Raw genomic sequence first — 19,547 nt, 5'->3', positions numbered from 1 at the left:
GAAAGAAATTGCGGGATGTGAAAGTAGCCGTTCAATCCTTGGTACGGTCCGCATGGATACGGGGGCGTAGCCAGCGCGTTGAAGCACAAATGGCTAATATGGGCCGCCGACGCTGGCGGCCCACCTGTAAGCCATGGCGCTGTGCAGGGCCTGGGCTGAGCCACGCGCTGGTGCGGCGGTGCCTGCGCCCATTCCCATGGGCTCTGGGTTGGCCCAGTCGCTCTGTGGGTTTCCTCTGCAAGGGCTTGCGCCTTTGTTTCCTTTGTTCTGATTGCACTCTGGAGGTATCTGATGCTCAACCGTGACCACCAACTGGACACCGAAGCCCTGCTGCCCGGGCGTTCTACCGAGGCGGGCGCCACCCGGCGCACGGCTCTGCAAGCTGCGCTGGGCCTTGGCTACGCTGCCGCTGCGGCTCCCGTGATGGCGCAAACCGCCATTGCCACCTCTGCCGAGGGGCTGGTGGCGGGGCAGGTGAGCTATGAGGTGGACGGCTTCAAGGTGCCCGCCTACCGCGCCGCGCCTGCGGGCAAGACCGGGCTGCCCGTGGTGTTGGTGATCCAGGAAATCTTTGGCGTGCATGAATACATTGCCGATGTGTGCCGCCGCTTTGCCAAGGCGGGCTACTTGGCCATCGCCCCCGATCTGTATGCGCGCCAAGGCAACGCGGCCAGCTACACCGAGGTGTCCAAGCTCATGGCCGAGCTGGTGTCCAAGGTGCCCGATGGGCAGGTGATGGGCGACCTGGACGGCGCCGTGAAGTGGGCCGCCGCCAACGGTGGCGACGCCGCCCGTGTGGGCGTGACGGGCTTTTGCTGGGGCGGCCGCATCACCTGGCTGTATGCGGCCCACGGCCCGGTGAAGGCGGGCGTGGCCTGGTACGGGCGCCTGGTGGGCCAGCCCACCGACCTCACGCCCAAGCACCCGGTGGAGATCGCGCCCATCCTCAAGGCGCCCGTGTTGGGCCTCTATGGTGAAAAAGATTCCGGAATCCCTCTTGACACGGTTGATAAGATGAAATCAGCCCTAGCCAGCGGTTCTGCTGCAGCCAAGGTTTCCGAGTTTGTGGTGTACCCCGATGCCCCGCACGCTTTCCATGCCGACTACCGCCCCAGCTACCGCAAGGAAGCGGCGGAAGACGGCTACAAGCGTGCCCTGGCCTGGTTCAAGACCCACGGAGTGGTTTAAGCCGCTCCGGTTTTCTGCCAGAAGCCGCCCTGAAGTTTTCGGGGCGGCTTTTTTTCGGGTGCAGTACAAGCGTTTGATAAGAAAAATGCCGCTAAGGCACTATTAATAAGCGCTAACAGCTATGACTTTGATAGCAATCTTGATCGCCACCCTGGCTGCGGGGATTGGCAGCGTGTGGGCGGCAGCCCTTTTGATGCGCATGGGCCTGGGTGGGCGCCATGACGGCGTGGGGCCCCAGCACCTGCTGAGCCTGGCAGCCGGCGCGCTGCTGGCCACGGCCTTCATGCACCTCTTGCCCGAGGCGTTTGAAAGCCAGGCGGGCGCACACGACCTGTTTGCCACGCTGCTGGTGGGCGTGGTGTTCTTCTTCCTGCTCGACAAGGCCGAGCTGTGGCACCACGGGCATGAGCACAGCCACCACGGTCACGGCGATGGTCACGCGCATGCCCACGTACACGCCCCTGCGCATGCCCATGAAAACCATGAGGGGCACGATCATGGCCACGCCCACCACCACGGCCCGCGCGCGGGCGGCTGGGCGGTGCTGACGGGCGACAGCGTGCATTGCTTTGGCGACGGCATCCTGATTGCCTCGGCCTTCATGGCCGACCTGCGCCTGGGCGTGATCGCCGCCGTGTCGGTGCTGGCGCACGAGGTGCCGCACCACATGGGTGATCTGGTGGTGCTGCGCCAAACCAGCCCCAACCGCCGCATGGCGCTGGTGAAGGTGTCGCTGGCAGGCGCCGTGACGGCGCTGGGCGGCGTGGTGGGCTACTTCTTGGTGGGGCAGTTGCAAGACTTCCTGCCGTACTTCCTGGCCGTGGCGTCGAGCAGCTTTGTGTATGTGGCGCTGGCCGACTTGATCCCGCAGCTGCAAAAGCGGCTGACGGCCCGCGAAACCATTGCGCAGATCGCCTGGCTGATTGCGGGCATGGTCGTGGTCACGATGGTGAGCGGGGCGGCGCACAGCCACTGAGGCTGTCAACGGGTTGGGCAGCAGCCCCGCTCAGGCCCCTAGTTCAAGCCCCCGTTTCAAGCGTTGCGCAGAGCCTGGGTGAGGAACTCCAGGCAGTTTTGCACCAGGGGGGGTCTTGCGTCCTGCGCGGCATGCACCATGAGCGCCACCTTGCGCGAGATCACCGGGGCCTGCAGCGGGCACACCTTCACGGTGCCTTCGTGCAGGCTGTGGGTGTACAGCCGCGAGATCACGCCCACCGCCAGCCCGCAACGCACCAGGCTGTAGAGCGATTCGCTGTACAGCAGCTGGTCGGCTCGTGCCAGATCGGCCCCATGCTGGCGCAAGGTGGCCATGGCCAGCTCATAGGTGCTGCCGCGCGCAAACAGTGCCAGCCGCTCGCCCGCCAGGTCTTGCCAGGTCAGGCGTGCACGGGGTGCCAGCCGGTGGCCCACGGGCAGCACTGCAACCAGGTCGTCTTGCGCCACGGCGATGGCTTCGATCTGCGGCGGCAAGTCCAAGGCCACGCCCAGCGCCAGGTCCACTTCACCGCGCTGCAGCGCGGCCAGCAGGTCGTCGTTGAGCGGGTCGTACAGGCGCAGGTCCACATCGGGGTGCTGCGCCAGCCACTGCTGCAGAGGCGCGGCCAGCAGGTGCATGGCCGAGGGCAGGGCGGCCACGCGCAGGACGCGCTTGCCATCATGGAGCGTGCGAAACAGCCCATCCACCCCTTGCTCATAGCCATTGATGAGCCGCTCGACCTGCGGCAACAGCAGGGCGCCCTGCGCGGTAAGGCGCACATGGTGCGTGCTGCGCTCCAGCACCGGGGCGCCCAGCACGGCCTCCAGCTCGCGGATGGAGGCCGACAGCGCGGGCTGCGTGAGCGACAGCGCCTCGGCCGCCTGCCGAAAGCTCATGGCCCGGGCCACGGCCTGAAAGCTGCGCAACTGGCGCAGCGTGGGCGCACGGTGCGCGGGGGCGGGCTCAGTAGTGAGTGGCTTTGCAGGGGGCTTGCTCATAAATTGCTTTTATTGCGCCATCAAATTAAATCACTTCCGTTATCACCCCGCGCTGCATAGCATGCGGCCATGCCCACCTTTGTCGCGCCCGCAGACCCGCTGTACACCTTTCTCCATGCCCTGCCCAAGGTGGAGCTGCACTGCCATTTGCTCGGCACCGTGCGGCGCACCACGTTCACCCACCTGGTGCGCCGGGCGGGCGCGGCCATCAGCGATGCCGAGATCGAGGCCTTCTACACCCGGGGTGAAAAGCCCGTGGGCGTGCTGCGGGTGCTGCGTGCGCTGGACGCCGAACTCATCCGCAGCCCCGACGACCTGCACCGCCTGACTTACGAATACCTGCAGGATGCCGCTGCGCACCAGGTGCGCTATGCCGAGTTCTTCTGGAACCCCACGGGCACCGCCCAGCAGTCGGGGCTGGCCTACCCGCAGGCGCTGGGCGGCATCGTGCGCGCCATTGCCGATGCCGAGGCCGATTTCGGCATCACCGGCCGTTTGATTGCAGCGATTGACCGCGAGGCCCCGCCCGCAGCCGCCACCGAGATGGTCGAGTGGGTGCTGGCCCACCGGCGCGACGAGGTGATTGGCATTGGCATTGATTACCGCGAGGTGGACCACCCGCCCGAGTGGTTTGCCCCGGCCTATGCGCTGGCGCGCCGGGGCGGGCTCAAGACCACGGCCCATGCGGGCGAGTTCGGCATGCCCTGGAACAACGTGCGCACGGCCATCGACGTGCTGCAGGTGGACCGCATCGACCACGGCTACACGGTGCTCGACAACCCGGCGCTGGTGCGCGAATGCGCCGACCGGGGCATCGTCTTCACCGTGGTGCCCACCAATTCGTACTACCTGCGCACCTTGGCCCCTGAGCGCTGGGCGCTGGACCACCCCATCCGCCACATGCCTGCGGCGGGCCTGCGCATTCACCCCAACACCGATGACCCCACGCTGCACCACGTGAACCCCACACAGGCTTGGGCCATGATGGTGCGCGACTTTGGCTTTGGTGCGGCCGACCTGCGCAGCTTTCTTGTCAACGGCCTGGATGCCGCGTGGATCGACGATGGCACGCGCCGTGCGTGGCGTACGCAGTGGCTGGCGGCGTTTGACCAGCAACTGGCGCCAGTGCAGGCCTCTGCTTTTGCTGCCGCGCCACCCTGAAGGAGTTTTTTTGATGTTGTCCCTTTTGTCGCCCCTCTCGGCACTGTCTTCATTGCCACCTTCCGTGCCTTCCCGCACCCGGCGTCTCGCCTTGCACCTCGCCGCAGCCGTGCTGGCGGGCGGCTGCGGCGTGGCCGCGCAGGCGCAGCCCGCTTGGCCTGCGGCCAAGCCCATCACGCTCATCGTTCCATTCAGCGCTGGGGGCAGTGTGGATGTGACGGCGCGGCTCATTGCCCAAAAGCTGGGCGAGCGCCTCAAGCAAAGCGTGGTGATTGAGAACGTGGCCGGGGCTGGGGGCGTGATCGGCATGGAAAAGGCCGCCAAGGCCGCGCCGGACGGCTACACCTTCGTCCTGGGGGCCGACAGCCCCGCCGCCATTGCGCGGCTGGTGAACCCGGTGGCGGTGCGCTACGACACGCTCAAGGACCTGGCCCCCGTGGGCCTGGTGACCACGGCCCCCATGGTGATCGTGGCCCGCCCGGGCCTGCCTGCCAACAACCTGGCCGATGTGATCCGCCTGGCGCGCGAAAAGCCAGGGCAGCTCAGCTACGCCACGTCGGGTGTGGGCACGGTGCTGCACCTGGCCATGGAGCGCGTCAAAGACCAGAGCAAGACCTTCATGGTGCATGTGCCATACCGAGGCGGCGCCCAGATCGTGACCGATGTGATCGGCAACCAGGTGGACTTGGCTGTGCTCATCAGCGTGACGGCGGCGCCGCACATCCACAGCAAGAAGCTCAAGGCCATCGCCCTGACGGACGGCCAGCGCCTGCCATCGTTGCCTGACGTGCCGACCGTGGCCGAGACCGCAGGCTTCAAAGGGTTTGACATGGTCTCGTGGACGGGCCTGTTCGCCCCCGCGCAGACGCCCCCCGCCGTGGTGGAGCGCCTGAACCGCGAGCTGGGCGAAGTGCTGCGCATGGACGATGTGCGCGCCAAGCTGGCCGACGGCGGCGCCGTGGCGGGCAAGGGCAGTGCGGCGGAGTTTGCGCGGTTTGTGCAGACCGAAAGCGCCCGGTATGCCGCAATCGTGAAGGCCGCGAACATCAAGGAATAAGCGGCCAGCGGGTTGCTGCTTGCCGTGCGGCGCCGTGCCCCCTGGCCCTTGATGCAGGTCAGTGGGTTGGCGAGTGCCTGGGGCCCGGGGCAATTTGCGCCAGACAAAAGGCGGTGGCTGTGCCATCCTGATGGCATGAACTCTGCCGCATCTGCCCCGCCCCATTCCACTGGGGTGCGTTTGGGCCTGCTCGCCCAGCCCACGCGTTTCCTGTTCTTCACCGGCAAGGGCGGGGTGGGCAAGACCTCGCTGTCCACGGCTGCGGCCATTGCCCTGGCAGATGCGGGCCGCCAGGTGCTGCTGGTCAGCACCGATGCGGCCTCCAACCTGGATGAAATGCTGGGCGTGCCGCTGTCCAACCAGCCAGTGGCCGTGCCCGGGGTGCCGGGGCTGCACATGCTCAACATCGACCCCGATACCGCCGCCGAGGCCTACCGCCAGCGTGTGCTGGCGCAGCTGGAGGCCACCGCCACCAGCGATGAACGCGCGACAGTGCGCGAGCAACTCTCGGGCGCCTGCACCACCGAGATCGCTGCGTTCGACGAATTTGCCGCACTGCTGGCCAGCGAGGGCAGCGACATTGGCCATGTGTTCGACCATGTGGTGTTCGACACTGCGCCCACCGGCCACACGCTGCGCCTGCTGAGCCTGCCCAAGGCCTGGACCGGATTCCTGGCGGGCAACGACCGGGGGGCGTCGTGCCTGGGCCCGCACTCGGGGCTGAAGATGCAGGAGGCGCGCTTCAACGCCGCCCTGGCCGCGCTGAGCGACCCGGCCCTGACCACCGTGGTGCTGGTCACCCGCCCCGACCCCCGACCCATGCAAGAGGCCGCGCGCACCGCGCTGGAGCTGCGCGCCTTGGGCCTGGCCAACCAGCGCCTGGCCATCAACGGCGTGTTCCATGCCAGCCGACCGGGGCAGGACGCTGTGGCCGACGCCATTGAAGCCCTGGGCCGTCAGGCCATGGACCAGATGCCCGATGCGCTGGCCCAGTTGCCACGCGACGAGGTGCCGCTGCGCGCCTTCGACACCGTGGGCCTGCCCGCGCTGCGGGCATTGCTGGGCGGTGGCGATGTGCCATTGGGCGCGCCTGCTGCCACGGCGGGTGTGCTGTTGCAGGCAGAACCGCTGTCATCCCTGGCCGACGCGCTGGCCGCCAAGGGCCATGGCCTCATCATGGTGATGGGCAAGGGCGGCGTGGGCAAGACCACCATCGCCGCCGCGCTGGCCGTGGGCTTGGTGCAGCGCGGGCACAGCGTGCACCTCACCACCACCGACCCGGCGGCCCATGTGCAAAGCCAGCTCGATGGCAGCCTGCCGGGGCTGAAAGTGGGGCGCATCTACCCACAGGCCGAAACCCAGGCCTACATCGACAAGATCATGGCCACACGCGGCAAGGTGCTGGACGACGCGGGCCGCGCCCTGCTGCTGGAAGACTTGCAATCGCCCTGCACCGAAGAAGTGGCCGTGTTCCACGCCTTCAGCCGCGTGGTGAACGAGGCCCGCAGCGCCTTTGTGGTGCTGGACACGGCGCCCACCGGCCACAGCCTGCTGCTGATGGACGCCACCGGCGCCTACCACCGGCAGATGACGCAGCAGTACGAAGGCCGCGCGGGCGGCGCGATGGCCAAACACATCATCACGCCGCTCATGCGCCTGCAGGACGCGGATATGACCCATGTGGTCATCGTCACCCTGCCCGAGGTCACGCCCGTGAGCCAGGCCGCCGCGCTGCAGGACGACCTGCGCCGCGCCCGCATCGAGCCCTGGGCCTGGGTCATCAACAAAAGCGTGGCGGCCACCGGCACCAGCGACCCGTTGCTGCAGGCCCGCCTGGTGGGTGAGCAGCAGCAGGCCGCACGCATTGCCAACGGCCTGGCGCAACGCACCTATGTGTTGCCCTGGCTGGCCCAGCCGCCGGTGGGGGTTGCGGCACTGGGGGCTTTGGTGGATGCGCCGAAATTTGCTATGAAATAAATAGCTGCTTGCGCTTGCTGATATTGCCTTGGAGTCCAAAAATACCTAAAAACAGGCACTCAGTAGCAGGGCATGGTGTGAAGGGCGCAAACCGTTACAGGCAACAAAAAACCCTGCTTGGCGAACCAAGCAGGGTTTTTGATTTGGTGGTGGTACCGGGACTTGAACCTGGGACATCAGCATTATGAATGCTGCGCTCTAACCAACTGAGCTATACCACCGAAGCCTCAAATTATAGACCAAAAAAATCACTGGTGCACAAAATTGGCCTTGCGCTTTGCAACGAAGGCGTCCATGCCCTCTTTTTGGTCTTGGGTGGCAAACAGCGCGTGGAACAGGCGGCGTTCAAACATGACCCCGTCGGCCAGGGTGCCTTCAAACGAGCGGTTGACCGACTCCTTGGCCGCCATCACGGCGATGCGCGAGAAGTCCGAAATGATCAGCGCGGCGCCCAGGGCTTCGTCCAGCAGCTTGTCAAAAGGCACCACACGGCTCACCAGCCCGGCGCGCTCGGCCTCGGTGGCGTCCATCATGCGGCCGGTCAGCGCCATGTCCATGGCCTTGGATTTGCCCACGGCGCGTGGCAGGCGCTGCGTGCCGCCGGCGCCGGGGATCACGCCCAGCTTGATCTCCGGCTGGCCAAACTTGGCGTTGTCTGCGGCAATGATGAAGTCGCACATCATGGCCAGCTCGCAGCCGCCACCCAGGGCAAAGCCGCTCACGGCGGCGATCACGGGCTTGCGGATGCTGCGGATGGCTTCCCAGTTGCGGGTGATGTAGTCGCCCTTGTAGGCGTCGGCAAAGCTGTACTTGGCCATGGCGCCAATGTCTGCACCGGCGGCAAACGCTTTTTCGCTGCCCGTCACGATCATGCAGCCGATTTTTTCATCGGCATCGAACGCCTTGAGGGCCTCGCCCAGTTCGTTCATGAGCTGGTCGTTCAGCGCGTTGAGTTGCTTGGGACGGTTGAGCGTGATGATGCCGACCTTCTCGCCTTCGGTGCGCACTTCAATGGTTTCGTAAGCCATGTTGTCTCCTGGTTTGGGGTATCAGAACCGGTGGGAATCGCTTGGAACAGATTCTTGGAACCTGTGGCTCAAGCCTGTTCAAAACGGTAGCCAATGACTATACCCATGCGGCTTGCACGGGGCTGTCGCGCCACCGTCAAGCCGCCGTCAGGCGGAGCCTGCCAGCCAGCGGCTGGTGGCTGCAGCATCGGTGCAGGTCAGGCCCACGTTGTCGGGCGTTGCCGGGCGGCTGCGGCCCTTGGCGGGGGCGGGGGAGGTGCCGGGCAACGGCAGTTGCAAAGGCAATTCCAGCAGGCGCCCATCGCGTGCCACCACGGCGGTCAGCTGCTTTTGGCTGCCGGCGTAAAAGCCGACATCGTCGAGCTTGCTGATGCGCCAGCCCTGGCCCTTGACCTGCACGCCCAGCCATTCGTCGCCGGGGGCCAGGCCCGCCTTCTCGGCGGCGCCGCCGCGCAGCACGGTCTTGATCTGCACGCTGTGGTTTTCGGCCACGCGCAGGCCCAGGCGCTGCGCCAGCTGGGCGGGCTCGCTTTTCGCGGCCACGCCGTGGGCGGCCAGTAGCTCGGCCAGGGGCAGCTCATCGGTGCTGTGCACCCATTGCTGGAGGTCGCGGGCGTAGGAGCGGCCTGCCAACTGTTCCAACACGGCCAGCACGTCGGCTTCGGCCATGGGGCCTGCCTTGCAGCGGCTCCACAGCCCGCGCATCACATCGTCCAGTGTGGTCTTGCCTTCCTGGCGCAGGCGCAGGTCCAGGCACAGCGCCACCAGCGAGCCTTTGGTGTAGTAGCTCACCGTGGCGTTGGGGGTGTTTTCGTCCTGGCGGTAGTACTTCACCCAGGCGTCAAAGCTGGCCTGCGCCACCGTTTGCACCTTGCGCCCCGGGGTTTGCAGCACCTGGTTGATGGTTTTGGTGATGAGCTTGAGGTAGGTGGCGTCATCGATGAGCCCGGCGCGGCGCAGCAGCAGGTCGTCGTAGTAGCTGGTGAAGCCCTCAAAGAACCACAGCAGCTGGGTGTAGTTTTCCTGGTCGTAGTCGTACGTCGCAAACTCGGCAGGCCGCAGGCGCTTGACGTTCCAGGTGTGAAAGTACTCGTGGCTGATGAGCCCGAGCAGGGTGGTGTAGCCATCGCTTTGGCGCTTGTCGCCCACGCGGGGCAAGTCACGCCGCCCGCAGATCAGGGCGGTGGAGTTGCGGTGCTCCAGCCCGCCGTAGCCGTCGTGCACCGCGTTGAGCATGAACAGGTAGCTGCCAAACGGCGCCTTGCCTTTGCCGTGCCAGAACCGAATGGCGGTTTCGCAGATTTTTTGCGTATCGGCCAGCAGGCGCTCGCCGTCAAACGATGGAGCGGCCCCGGCCACCACAAACCGGTGGGCTACACCACAGGCTGTGAAGTGGCCCTGCCAAAAGTCCCCCATCTCCACAGGGCAGTCCACCAGTTCGTCGTAGTGGGCTGCGCCATACAGGCCAAAGCCCTTTTTGTCGGTCTTGAGCGGCGCAAGGCCCGTGGCCACCGACCACGCTGCTGTGGCAGGCGTGGGTGCGATGTACAGGCTGTGGCGGGCGGCTTCTTGCCCGTGCACGCGCAGGCACAGGCTGGTGCCGTTGAAGAAGCCCCGGGCGCTGTCCAGCCAGGCGGTGCGTACCGAGTTGTCGTAGGCATACACCTCGTAGGTCAGCACCAGCGGCGCGTCCTCGCGGCACTGCGCCACCCAGGAGTGCTTGTCGCCCTGGTGCAGCGGCACCGCGCGCTTGCCCTGGCGGGCCTGCAGGTTCTGCAGGTTCTTTGCAAACTCGCGCACCAGGTAGCTGCCCGGAATCCACACCGGCAGCGACACCGTCTGCCGCGCCTGGGGCTGCGCAATGGTCAGCGTGACCTGGTACAGGTGGGCTTGCAGGTTGGCTGCAGCCACCTCGTAGTGAACCGGTGCGGGGACGGCAGTGGTTTTGGGCATGGCGTTGCTGCGGGGTGCGCAGAGCGTGTGGGGGGCGTGTGGTGTGCCGATTTGGGGTTGGTTCAAACCCTCTGGGGCGCCCGCCGGGCGGGCGCCGCTTAGTCATGATTGACGCAAAACAGGGCTCAGGCAAGCGGTTCGCCTTGCGGCGGGGCCGGTGCCACGTCCCGGTTTGCGTCAGCCGTGTCAGTTCTTGCTGGTGGTGTCGCTGGCGGCTTCGGCCAGGCGCTTTTCCACCTCTTGCGCGTCCACGGCGCCGGGGACACGGGTGCCGTTGGCAAAAATCAGGGTGGGGGTGCCGGTGATCTTGTGCTTGCGGCCAAAGGCCAGATTGCGCTGGATGGCGGCCGTGTCGCAGCTGGCGTTGCTGGGTTGCTTGTCGCGCACCATCATGTCTTGCCAGGCCACCACGCGGTCTTTGGCGCACCAGACGTTGCGCGACTTTTCGGCCGAATCCGGACTCAGGATGGGGTAGAGGAACAGGTAGATGGTGACGTTGTCCACGTTCTGCAAATCCCGCTCAAAGCGTTTGCAGTAGCCGCAGTTGGGGTCTTCAAACACGGCCACCTTGCGCTTGCCGTCGCCACGCACGATGGGGAAGGCGTCTTTCAGGGGCAGCTCCGAGAATTCGACCGCCGTGAGCTTGTTGATGCGGTCTTCGGTCAGGTTGCGCCGGGCCTTGGTGTCGATCAGCTCTCCCTGGATGACGTAATTGCCTTTGGCATCGGCGTAGAAAACGTCGGTGCCAATGCGCACTTCATACAGGCCCGGCATGGCGGTGGGGCGCACCTCGTCAATCTTGCCCATTTGTGGAATGCGCTCGGCCAGGGTTTTGCGGATGGCCGATTCCTGGGCCTGGGCCGACAGGCCCAGGGTGAGGGCCGCAGCAGCCAGCAGGAGGGAGATGAGTTTCATGGGCAGATCAATCAAAAAAGAGGGGCGGGTTGTCTGGGGGGCTCAGGTCGGTGGGAGTGTGCTCAAAGCCCGTGGGTTCCCATGGCTTGGCGGGCAATCCAGTTTTTGATCGGGCCACTGCGCTCCACGCCGCGAAGGCCCCAGTTGCGCAGGGCTTGCAGCGGGTTTTCGGGGCGTGAGAACAATTGTTGCAGGCCGTCGGTGGCCAGACTCATGGGCAGCATGGCGGCTTTGCGCTCGCGCTCGTAGCGGCGCAGCAGGCGCAGGTCGGCCACGCTGCGCCAGTAGTCGCGCCCATGCAGCACGGCGGCCAGCGCCTGGGCGTCGGCCAGGCCCAGGTTCAGGCCCTGGCCTGCCAGGGGGTGGATGTTGTGGGCGGCGTCGCCCGCCAACACCCAACTGCGTGTGGTTTTGCCCGACTCGGCCATGGGCCCGCACCAGCGCGAGGCCTGGGCCTGTTGCAAAGGCCATGCTGCGCGGGAGGCGACCAGCTCCAATTGGCCCAGCGCGCCTTGGCTGGCGGCCTGCAGTTCTTCGGCAAAGGCCTCGGGTGCCATGTCCAGCAGTGGGGCCACTTGCTCGCGCTCGACCGACCACACCACGGCCACGGTGTGCCCATCGGCGCCATTCAGGGGCAAAAAGGCCAGGATGCCCTGCGGCAAAAACCACTGCCTTGCGATTTGGCCGTGGGGGTGCTCGCACGCTAGGCGGGTGGCAATGGCGTGCTGCGTGTAGGGGGTGACGTCAAATTCCACGCCAAACTCGGCCCGTGTGCTGCTGGCACGGCCTTCGCAGACGATGGTCAGGGCGGCGTCCACCGGCGCAGGCACCACCTCCACCTGGGGTTGGTAGCGCACGGCTTCGGCCAGACGCTGCTCCAGTGCGGGCACGTCCACAATCCAGGCCAGGGCATCGGCGCCCTGGGTGGCGGCGTCGAAGTGCACAGTGCTGCCTTGGTCTCCCTGCACCTGCATGCGGGTGACGGCTGTGGCGTGCTCGGGGTCGGGCCAGCTGCGCAGCGACTCCAGCAGCGTGCGCGAAGCGGTGTTGAGGGCATAGGCCCGCACGTCGGTGGCTGGGGACTGGATGGCAGGGGGCGCAACCAGGGCCACGCGCAAGCGTTCGCGGGCCAGCAGCAAAGCCAGGGTGCGGCCGACAATGCCAGCCCCACGGATACAGATATCAAAGGTGTGCGCCATGGCAGGGATTGTAGGAGCGGCCCGGCAGCCTGCTGGTGCAGTGCAGAATCGCCCCATGGGCGCCCGTGGGCGGGCTTTTGGCTGTGCCACCGAAGCAAGTGAGCTGGTGCGCCCCTTTTGTCCCCATTTTTCAGGAGCGCTGCAGCGTGTCGTCATTTGAAGCCGAATCCGATGTGACTGGAACCATTGCCCGGTTGTTTGTCTACCCCGTGAAGTCCTGTGCGGGCATTGAAGTGCAAGAAGCCCTGTTGACCGAAACCGGCCTGGACCTGGACCGTGCCTGGATGGTGGTGGATGCCCAGGGCCAGTTTCTGACCCAGCGCAGCCTGCCGCGCATGGCACTCATCCGCCCGCAGCTCAAATTGGACGAACTGGTGCTGCGCGCCCCCGGCATGCTGGCCCTGCATGTGGCGCTGGATGTGGTCGAGGCGCCCGCCACCGTCACGGTGTGGGATGACACCGTGCCTGCCTGGGACATGGGGGCCGTGGCAGCGCAGTGGTTCAGTGACTTTCTGGGCCAGCCTTGCCGCTTGGTGCGGTTTGACCCCGACCACCGGCGCTGGTCCAGCAAGCAGTGGGCGGTTGATGTGGCGGCCCACACCCAGTTTGCCGATGGCTTTTCGCTGCTGGTGACGAGTGAGGGGTCCGTGGACGGGCTCAACGAACGGCTGGCGGCCGCAGGCCATGGGGCTGTGGGGGTGGAGCGGTTTCGACCCAACCTGGTGCTGGGCGGGGTGGATGCACATGACGAAGACCGCATTGAGGACCTGCGCATTGACGCAGGAGCGCAGAGTGTGGTGCACCTGCGCCACGTCAAGCCCTGCGCCCGTTGCCCGATCCCCAATATCGACCCCACCACGGCCGAAAGCAGCCCGGTGGTAGGCGATGCCCTGAGCGCCTACCGCAGTGACAAGCGCTTGCAGGGGGCTATCACCTTTGGCATGAACGCGGTGGTGGTCCGCGGTGCGGGCACGCTGCTGCGCGTAGGACAGCGGTTTGGCGCCAACTATTGTTTTGATTGAGGTTGGGGGCTCTTTTTCAGCAGAAAAGGGGCTCTGCCTGCTGCTTTGCGCGCCGCTGGGGCCGCTGACATAAAATCACGCCCCGAGGCTCATGGGCGCGCGGCGCCCACCCCAGGTTGATCCCCATGAATGTTCCGATTGCGTTGGCCGCCTTGCAGGCGCAGGCTGCCGAGCCTGTCCGTTTGCGTGAAATCCCGTACAACTACACCTCGTTCTCTGACCGGGAGATCGTGATCCGCTTACTGGGCTCCTCCGCCTGGGACCTGCTGGACCAACTGCGCAAAGAGCGCCGCACGGGCCGATCTGCCCGCATGCTGTACGAAGTGCTGGGCGACATCTGGGTGGTGCAACGCAACCCCTACCTCCAGGACGATCTGCTGGACAACCCCGACCGCCGCAAGCTGCTGGTCGATGCGCTGAACCACCGCCTGGGCGAAATCGAAAAACGCCGCACCCCCAACGACGACGCCGAGCGCGACCGCCTGGTGGGGGAGCTGGTGGTGGCCGCGCGCCGCGCGGTGCAAGAGTTCAACGCCACCTTCGAGAACGCTGCGCAGTTGCGCCGCCAGGTGCAAAAGACGCTGGGCCGCCTGACGGCCAAGGACAACATCAAGTTCGACGGCCTCTCGCGCGTGAGCCACGTGACAGACGCCACCGACTGGCGTGTCGAATATCCCTTCGTCGTGCTCACCCCCGACACCGAGGCCGAAATGGCCGCGCTGGTCAAGGGTTGTATCGAGCTGGGGCTGACCATCATCCCGCGTGGGGGCGGCACGGGCTACACCGGCGGCGCCATTCCACTCACCTGGAAGAGCGTGGTCATCAACACCGAAAAGCTCGAAGCCATGACCGAGGTGGAGCTGCGCCGCCTGCCGGGTCTGGACAGGGATGTGGGCACCATCTGGACCGAAGCGGGCGTGGTCACGCAGCGCGTGGCCGACGCGGCCGAGCGCGCCGGTTTTGTGTTTGCGGTGGACCCCACCAGTGCCGAGGCTTCCTGCATTGGCGGCAACATTGCCATGAACGCAGGCGGCAAAAAGGCCGTGCTGTGGGGCACGGCGCTGGACAACCTGGCCAGCTGGCGCATGGTGACGCCCGATGCCCAGTGGCTGGAGGTGACGCGCCTGGACCACAACATGGGCAAGATCCATGACGTGGAAATCGCCACCTTCGAGTTGCAGTATTTCGAGGCCGATGGCAAGACGCCTGTGCGCACCGAGCGCCTGAGCATTCCGGGCCGCACCTTCCGCAAGGAAGGCCTGGGCAAGGACGTGACCGACAAGTTCCTGGCGGGCCTGCCGGGCATCCAGAAGGAAGGCTGCGACGGCCTCATCACCAGTGCGCGCTGGGTGGTACACCGCATGCCCGAGCACACGCGCACCGTGTGCCTGGAGTTCTTTGGCAACGCCAAGGACGCCGTGCCCAGCATCGTGGACATCAAGGACTACATGTTTGCCGAGCAAAAGCGCAGTGGCGTGTTGCTGGCGGGCCTGGAGCACCTGGACGACCGCTACCTCAAGGCCGTGGGCTACGCCACCAAGAGCAAGAAGGGCAACGGTGGCCTGCCCAAGATGGTGCTGATCGGCGACATTGCCGGGGACGACGCGGACGAAGTGGCCCGCGTGACCAGCGAAGTGGTGCGCCTGGCCAACACCCGCAGCGGCGAGGGCTTTATTGCCATCAGCGCCGATGCGCGCAAGAAGTTCTGGGCAGACCGCAAGAAGACGGCCGCCATCAGCCGCCACACCAACGCCTTCAAGATCAACGAAGACGTGGTGATCCCACTGCCGCGCATGGCCGAATACACCGACGGCATCGAGCGCATCAACATCGAATTGAGCCTGCGCAACAAGCTCAAGCTGTGCGATGCGCTGACCGACTTTTTCGAGCGTGGCAACCTGCCCCTGGGCAAGCAAGACGCTGCCGAGGACGTGCCTGCGGCCGAGCTGCTGGAAGACCGCGTGGCCCAGGCCATTGCCCAGGTGGCCGAAGTGCGTGCCCTGTGGCAAGGCTGGCTGAACAACGTCGAAACGCTGTTCCCGCAACTGCAAGACCACACCCTGCGGGCCAGCTGGAAGACCCAACTGCGGGCGCCGCTGCAAGGCATCTTCACCGGCGCGGCGTTCAAGCCCATCCTGGACGAGGCCGTGGCTATCCACAAGCGCGTGCTCAAGGGCCGCGTGTGGGTGGCGCTGCACATGCACGCGGGCGATGGCAACGTGCACACCAACTTGCCGGTCAACAGCGACGACTACGAAATGCTGCAGACCGCGCACGAGGCCGTGGCGCGCATCATGGTGCTGGCGCGCAGCTTGAATGGCGTGATCTCGGGCGAGCACGGCATTGGCATCACCAAGCTGGAGTTCCTGACCGACGACGAGCTGCGTCCCTTTGCCGACTACAAGCGCAAGGTGGACCCCGAGGGCCGTTTCAACAAGGGTAAGCTGCTACGAAATCAGGAGCTGCTAGCGCTGGATGGGAAAGCGCTAGAGGCCAAAAATGCTTCTAATGCACCCGTGATGCATGCCGACTTGACCAATGCCTACACGCCCAGCTTCGGGTTGATGGGGCACGAGTCGCTGATCATGCAGCAAAGCGACATTGGCGCCATTGCCGAGAGCGTGAAGGACTGCCTGCGCTGCGGCAAGTGCAAGCCCGTGTGCTCCACGCACGTGCCGCGCGCCAGCCTGCTGTACAGCCCGCGCAACAAGATTTTGGCCACCTCGCTGCTGGTCGAAGCCTTCTTGTACGAAGAGCAAACGCGCCGTGGTGTGTCTATCAAGCACTGGCAAGAGTTTGAAGACGTGGCCGACCACTGCACGGTGTGCCACAAGTGCTACACGCCTTGCCCGGTCAAGATCGACTTTGGCGACGTGACCATGAACATGCGCAACCTGTTGCGCAAGATGGGCAAGAAGACCTTCCGCCCTGGGAATGCGCTGGCCATGGCCATGCTCAATGCCACCAACCCGGACACCATCAAGTTCCTGCGTACCGCTGTGGTGGACGTGGGCTACAAGGCCCAGCGCGCCGTGGTGGACATCCTGCGCACCGTGGGCCGCAAGCAGACGGCCAAGCCGCCTGCAACGGTGGGCACCGCGCCGATCAAGGAGCAGGTGATCCACTTCATCAACAAGAAGCTGCCCGGCGGCCTGCCCAAGAAGACCGCCCGCGCGCTGCTGGACATCGAAGACAAGAACTACGTGCCCATCATCCGCAACCCGCAGGCCACCACGGCCGAGTCGGAGGCGGTGTTCTACTTCCCCGGCTGCGGGTCCGAGCGCTTGTTCTCGCAAGTGGGCCTGGCCACCCAGGCCATGCTGTGGCATGCGGGCGTGCAGACGGTGCTGCCACCGGGTTACCTGTGCTGTGGCTACCCGCAGCGCGGCAGCGGCCAGTTCGACAAGGCCGAGAAGATGATCACGGACAACCGGGTGCTCTTCCACCGCGTGGCCAACACGCTCAACTACCTGGACATCAAGACCGTGGTGGTGAGCTGCGGTACTTGCTACGACCAGCTGCAGGGTTACCAGTTCGACAAGATCTTCCCGGGCTGCCGCATCATCGACATCCACGAATACCTGCTGGAAAAGGGCATCACCCTGCAAGGCAAGGGCGCTTACCTGTACCACGAGCCTTGCCACAACCCCATGAAGCAGCAGGACAGCCTGAAGACCGTGAAGGCGCTGGTGGGCGAGCAGGTGCTCAAGAGCGACCGCTGCTGCGGCGAATCCGGCACGCTGGGCGTGTCGCGGCCCGATATTTCGACGCAAGTGCGCTTTCGCAAGGAAGAAGAAATCCGCAAGGGTGAAGCCGCCTTGCGCACCAGCGGTGCTGTGGGCGCAGAGGACAACGTCAAGATCCTGACCAGTTGCCCCAGCTGCTTGCAGGGCCTGAACCGCTACGAGGGCGACCTGCAAAACGGCCTGCTCGAAGCCGACTACATCGTCATCGAGATGGCCAAGCAGATCCTGGGTGAGAACTGGATGCCTGAGTATGTGCAGCGCGCCAACCAGGGTGGCATCGAGCGGGTGCTGGTGTAGCAATGAAGCTCCCCTGAGTCGCTTCGCTCCTTCCCCCTCTCTCGCTGCGCGGGAGGGGGACGACGCCCTCGCCGCGGGGCGGCCCTTGCTCGGCGTCCACGGCTATAGGCTGCGCCGGTTGCGGGCTGCATTTGATATGAGAAGCTCCGTGGAGTTATCCCAATGAGCTGCCCCCTGTGCGAAGAAGACGGCGGTGCGCTGGTCTGGCGTGGCGAGAAGCTGCGCGTCATCCGCGCGCAGGAGGCGGGTTTTCCGGCCTTCTACCGCGTGGTGTGGGCGGCGCATGTGGCCGAATTTTCTGATCTGTCGGCCGCCGATCGCAGCCACTGCATGGAGGCGGTGACGGTGGTGGAGCAAGCCCTGCGCCAGCACCTGGCCCCCACCAAGGTCAACATCGCGGCGCTGGGCAACATGGTGCCGCACCTGCACTGGCACGTGATTGCACGCTTTGATTGGGACAGCCACTTCCCCGCGCCGGTCTGGGCCGCAGCGCAACGCCCTGGCCCTGCAGACCAAGAGGCTGCCGTGCATGCGCTGCTGCCCGCGCTGGAGTCTGCACTGCGGGCGCGTCTGGATGCCGTGATGCCTGTCGCGTGAGCGGTAGCTTTCCCAGTTTTTGACGGGCGCAGGCCCGCTTCCATTTTTTGACAGGTGATTGCATGGCTGGTTTGAAAACAGGCGCTCCGACGCCCACCGCGCTCACGGTCCACGAGGCCTCTCGCGTACTGGAGGTGGCATTTTCGGACGGTGCCGCGTTCCGCATCCCGTTTGAGCTGATGCGCGTGTACTCCCCCTCGGCCGAAGTGCAGGGCCACGGGCCCGGCCAGGAAGTGCTGCAAACCGGCAAGCGCGAGGTGACGCTGGTGAACCTAGAGCCGGTGGGCAACTATGCCGTCAAGCCTACGTTTTCGGACGGCCACGACAGCGGTATCTTCAGCTGGGACTATCTCTACGAGCTGGGCCAGCAGCAAGACGCCTTGTGGCAGCAATATGCTGAGCGCCTGGCCGCTGCCGGTGTGGAGCGTGATGCCCCCATGGCCGCCAAAGGTGGTGGCCATGCCTGCGGTAGCCACTGAAGTGCGACGCGCCCGTCAGGGGATGGAGCCGCGCGGCAGTGCAAATGCTATAAAAATAGTAGCTGCTAGCGCTTATTCTGAAAGCGCTAGCCCCCTTTTTGATATCAACCCTGCGACGGATGCCCCATATCAGTGCGGGGTTGTCGCTGTACGGCAGGCGCGCAGGCGCCTAGCATGAATGCCATGAGCAACACCCACTTTGGATTTGAGTCGGTCGACGAAACGGAAAAAGCACAGCGCGTGCGCGGTGTGTTTGATTCGGTTGCGTCAAAGTACGACGTGATGAACGACCTCATGTCGGGCGGTCTGCACCGCGCCTGGAAGGCCTACACCGTGATGGTGGCCAACCTGCGCGAAGGCAGTCAGGTGCTGGACATTGCGGGGGGCACGGGCGATCTGTCGCTGGCGTTTGCCAAAAAGGTCGGCAGCACCGGGCGCGTGGTGCACACCGACATCAACGAGGCCATGCTGCGCACGGGACGCAACCGCCTGATCGATGCGGGCGTGGTGCTGCCCACGCTGGTGTGTGACGCCGAACAACTGCCGTTTCCTGATGCGCATTTCGACGTGGTGAGCGTGGCCTTTGGCCTGCGCAACATGACCCACAAAGACCGCGCCTTGGCAGAAATGTGCCGTGTGCTCAAGCCCGGCGGCAGGCTGCTGGTGCTGGAGTTTTCCAAGGTCGCCAAGCCGCTGGAGAAGGTGTACGACTGGTATTCCTTCAAGGTGCTGCCGCAACTGGGCAAGCTGGTGGCGGGAGACGACGCCAGCTACCGCTACCTGGCCGAGTCCATTCGCATGCATCCAAGCCAGGAAGATCTCAAATCCCTCATGCAGCAAAGCGGTTTTGGGCATGTGGACTATCACAACATGACTGGCGGAGTAGTGGCTTTGCATGTTGGAATCAAGTGCTGAGCGCAATGTGTGCGCTCAATGCTGATGAATGACTCAACG

At 65.3% G+C, this 19,547-nt stretch carries 15 protein-coding genes and 1 tRNA gene; 10 read left to right on the top strand and 6 right to left on the bottom strand.

The window, feature by feature from the left end; genetic code table 11:
* The first annotated feature begins 291 nt into the window (after window positions 1-291).
* Together EAG14_RS15810 and EAG14_RS15805 are read left to right on the top strand one after the other, a co-directional pair.
* The gene (locus EAG14_RS15810) at window positions 292-1,188 is read left to right on the top strand and encodes a dienelactone hydrolase family protein (protein ID WP_121729460.1); all 897 of its coding nucleotides are present in this window, start codon (window positions 292-294) and stop codon (window positions 1,186-1,188) included.
* A gap of 121 nt (window positions 1,189-1,309) precedes the next feature.
* Entirely contained in the window at window positions 1,310-2,164 is an 855-nt protein-coding gene (locus tag EAG14_RS15805; protein WP_121729459.1) for a ZIP family metal transporter, read from the top strand.
* A gap of 56 nt (window positions 2,165-2,220) precedes the next feature.
* Here EAG14_RS15805 and EAG14_RS15800 read toward each other — a convergent pair whose 3' ends face one another.
* Window positions 2,221-3,162, bottom strand: coding sequence for a LysR family transcriptional regulator (locus tag EAG14_RS15800; protein WP_121729458.1), 942 nt, complete (start codon window positions 3,160-3,162; stop codon window positions 2,221-2,223).
* A 69-nt stretch (window positions 3,163-3,231) separates the two neighbouring features.
* Here EAG14_RS15800 and add point away from each other — a divergent pair, with 69 nt between their 5' ends.
* The 3 genes from add (at window position 3,232) to arsA (ending at window position 7,357) form a co-directional block, all read left to right on the top strand.
* Entirely contained in the window at window positions 3,232-4,323 is a 1,092-nt protein-coding gene (add, locus tag EAG14_RS15795) for an adenosine deaminase (protein WP_121729457.1), read from the top strand.
* Between the two features lie 13 nt (window positions 4,324-4,336).
* Window positions 4,337-5,380, top strand: coding sequence for a tripartite tricarboxylate transporter substrate binding protein (locus tag EAG14_RS15790; protein ID WP_121729456.1), 1,044 nt, complete (start codon window positions 4,337-4,339; stop codon window positions 5,378-5,380).
* 135 nt (window positions 5,381-5,515) lie between these two features.
* Window positions 5,516-7,357: an arsenical pump-driving ATPase gene (gene arsA / locus EAG14_RS15785; protein ID WP_205603416.1), complete on the top strand. Its 1,842-nt coding sequence runs from the start codon at window positions 5,516-5,518 to the stop codon at window positions 7,355-7,357.
* Window positions 7,358-7,501: 144 nt separating this feature from the next.
* On the opposite strand, the gene EAG14_RS15780 is transcribed toward arsA, so the two are convergent.
* From EAG14_RS15780 to EAG14_RS15760, 5 genes are all read right to left on the bottom strand, one after another.
* A tRNA-Met gene (locus EAG14_RS15780) sits at window positions 7,502-7,578 on the bottom strand.
* Between the two features lie 27 nt (window positions 7,579-7,605).
* The gene (locus EAG14_RS15775) at window positions 7,606-8,385 is read right to left on the bottom strand and encodes an enoyl-CoA hydratase (protein WP_099658283.1); all 780 of its coding nucleotides are present in this window, start codon (window positions 8,383-8,385) and stop codon (window positions 7,606-7,608) included.
* A gap of 147 nt (window positions 8,386-8,532) precedes the next feature.
* A complete protein-coding gene (locus tag EAG14_RS15770) occupies window positions 8,533-10,338 on the bottom strand; it encodes a M61 family metallopeptidase (RefSeq protein WP_121729455.1) in 1,806 nt (601 codons plus the stop codon).
* A gap of 186 nt (window positions 10,339-10,524) precedes the next feature.
* The gene (locus EAG14_RS15765) at window positions 10,525-11,253 is read right to left on the bottom strand and encodes a DsbC family protein (RefSeq protein WP_099740369.1); all 729 of its coding nucleotides are present in this window, start codon (window positions 11,251-11,253) and stop codon (window positions 10,525-10,527) included.
* 62 nt (window positions 11,254-11,315) lie between these two features.
* Window positions 11,316-12,452: an FAD-dependent monooxygenase gene (locus tag EAG14_RS15760; protein ID WP_121729454.1), complete on the bottom strand. Its 1,137-nt coding sequence runs from the start codon at window positions 12,450-12,452 to the stop codon at window positions 11,316-11,318.
* Window positions 12,453-12,598: 146 nt separating this feature from the next.
* Here EAG14_RS15760 and EAG14_RS15755 point away from each other — a divergent pair, with 146 nt between their 5' ends.
* The 5 genes from EAG14_RS15755 to ubiE all read left to right on the top strand — a co-directional run bounded on the left by EAG14_RS15755 (window position 12,599) and on the right by ubiE (window position 19,508).
* Window positions 12,599-13,474, top strand: coding sequence for an MOSC domain-containing protein (locus EAG14_RS15755; protein ID WP_121730510.1), 876 nt, complete (start codon window positions 12,599-12,601; stop codon window positions 13,472-13,474).
* 125 nt (window positions 13,475-13,599) lie between these two features.
* The gene (locus tag EAG14_RS15750; RefSeq protein WP_121729453.1) at window positions 13,600-17,517 is read left to right on the top strand and encodes an FAD/FMN-binding oxidoreductase; all 3,918 of its coding nucleotides are present in this window, start codon (window positions 13,600-13,602) and stop codon (window positions 17,515-17,517) included.
* Window positions 17,518-17,679: 162 nt separating this feature from the next.
* On the top strand, window positions 17,680-18,114 hold the full coding sequence (locus EAG14_RS15740) for an HIT family protein (protein WP_121729451.1): 435 nt from the start codon (window positions 17,680-17,682) through the stop codon (window positions 18,112-18,114).
* A gap of 62 nt (window positions 18,115-18,176) precedes the next feature.
* On the top strand, window positions 18,177-18,593 hold the full coding sequence (locus EAG14_RS15735; RefSeq protein ID WP_099658289.1) for a gamma-butyrobetaine hydroxylase-like domain-containing protein: 417 nt from the start codon (window positions 18,177-18,179) through the stop codon (window positions 18,591-18,593).
* 183 nt (window positions 18,594-18,776) lie between these two features.
* Complete coding sequence (gene ubiE, locus EAG14_RS15730) at window positions 18,777-19,508, top strand: bifunctional demethylmenaquinone methyltransferase/2-methoxy-6-polyprenyl-1,4-benzoquinol methylase UbiE (protein ID WP_099658290.1); 732 nt, start codon at window positions 18,777-18,779, stop codon at window positions 19,506-19,508.
* The last annotated feature ends 39 nt before the right edge of the window (window positions 19,509-19,547 follow it).

The organism is Acidovorax sp. 1608163 (assembly GCF_003669015.1).
GTDB lineage: Bacteria > Pseudomonadota > Gammaproteobacteria > Burkholderiales > Burkholderiaceae_C > Acidovorax.
Note: the sequence above shows the minus strand (reverse complement) of the source record. Positions and strands in the feature narration are given on the sequence as shown.

Excerpts from the sequence above, each read along its gene's own strand:
- EAG14_RS15765 (WP_099740369.1), bottom strand. The coding sequence starts at position 11,253 with ATGAAACTCATCTCCCTCCTGCTGGCTGCTGCGGCCCTCACCCTGGGC.
- add (WP_121729457.1), top strand. The coding sequence starts at position 3,232 with ATGCCCACCTTTGTCGCGCCCGCAGACCCGCTGTACACCTTTCTCCAT.
- EAG14_RS15770 (WP_121729455.1), bottom strand. The coding sequence starts at position 10,338 with ATGCCCAAAACCACTGCCGTCCCCGCACCGGTTCACTACGAGGTGGCT.
- EAG14_RS15810 (WP_121729460.1), top strand. The coding sequence starts at position 292 with ATGCTCAACCGTGACCACCAACTGGACACCGAAGCCCTGCTGCCCGGG.
- EAG14_RS15735 (WP_099658289.1), top strand. The coding sequence starts at position 18,177 with ATGGCTGGTTTGAAAACAGGCGCTCCGACGCCCACCGCGCTCACGGTC.
- EAG14_RS15750 (WP_121729453.1), top strand. The coding sequence starts at position 13,600 with ATGAATGTTCCGATTGCGTTGGCCGCCTTGCAGGCGCAGGCTGCCGAG.
- EAG14_RS15760 (WP_121729454.1), bottom strand. The coding sequence starts at position 12,452 with ATGGCGCACACCTTTGATATCTGTATCCGTGGGGCTGGCATTGTCGGC.
- EAG14_RS15740 (WP_121729451.1), top strand. The coding sequence starts at position 17,680 with ATGAGCTGCCCCCTGTGCGAAGAAGACGGCGGTGCGCTGGTCTGGCGT.
- EAG14_RS15800 (WP_121729458.1), bottom strand. The coding sequence starts at position 3,162 with ATGAGCAAGCCCCCTGCAAAGCCACTCACTACTGAGCCCGCCCCCGCG.
- EAG14_RS15775 (WP_099658283.1), bottom strand. The coding sequence starts at position 8,385 with ATGGCTTACGAAACCATTGAAGTGCGCACCGAAGGCGAGAAGGTCGGC.
- ubiE (WP_099658290.1), top strand. The coding sequence starts at position 18,777 with ATGAGCAACACCCACTTTGGATTTGAGTCGGTCGACGAAACGGAAAAA.
- EAG14_RS15805 (WP_121729459.1), top strand. The coding sequence starts at position 1,310 with ATGACTTTGATAGCAATCTTGATCGCCACCCTGGCTGCGGGGATTGGC.
- arsA (WP_205603416.1), top strand. The coding sequence starts at position 5,516 with ATGAACTCTGCCGCATCTGCCCCGCCCCATTCCACTGGGGTGCGTTTG.
- EAG14_RS15790 (WP_121729456.1), top strand. The coding sequence starts at position 4,337 with ATGTTGTCCCTTTTGTCGCCCCTCTCGGCACTGTCTTCATTGCCACCT.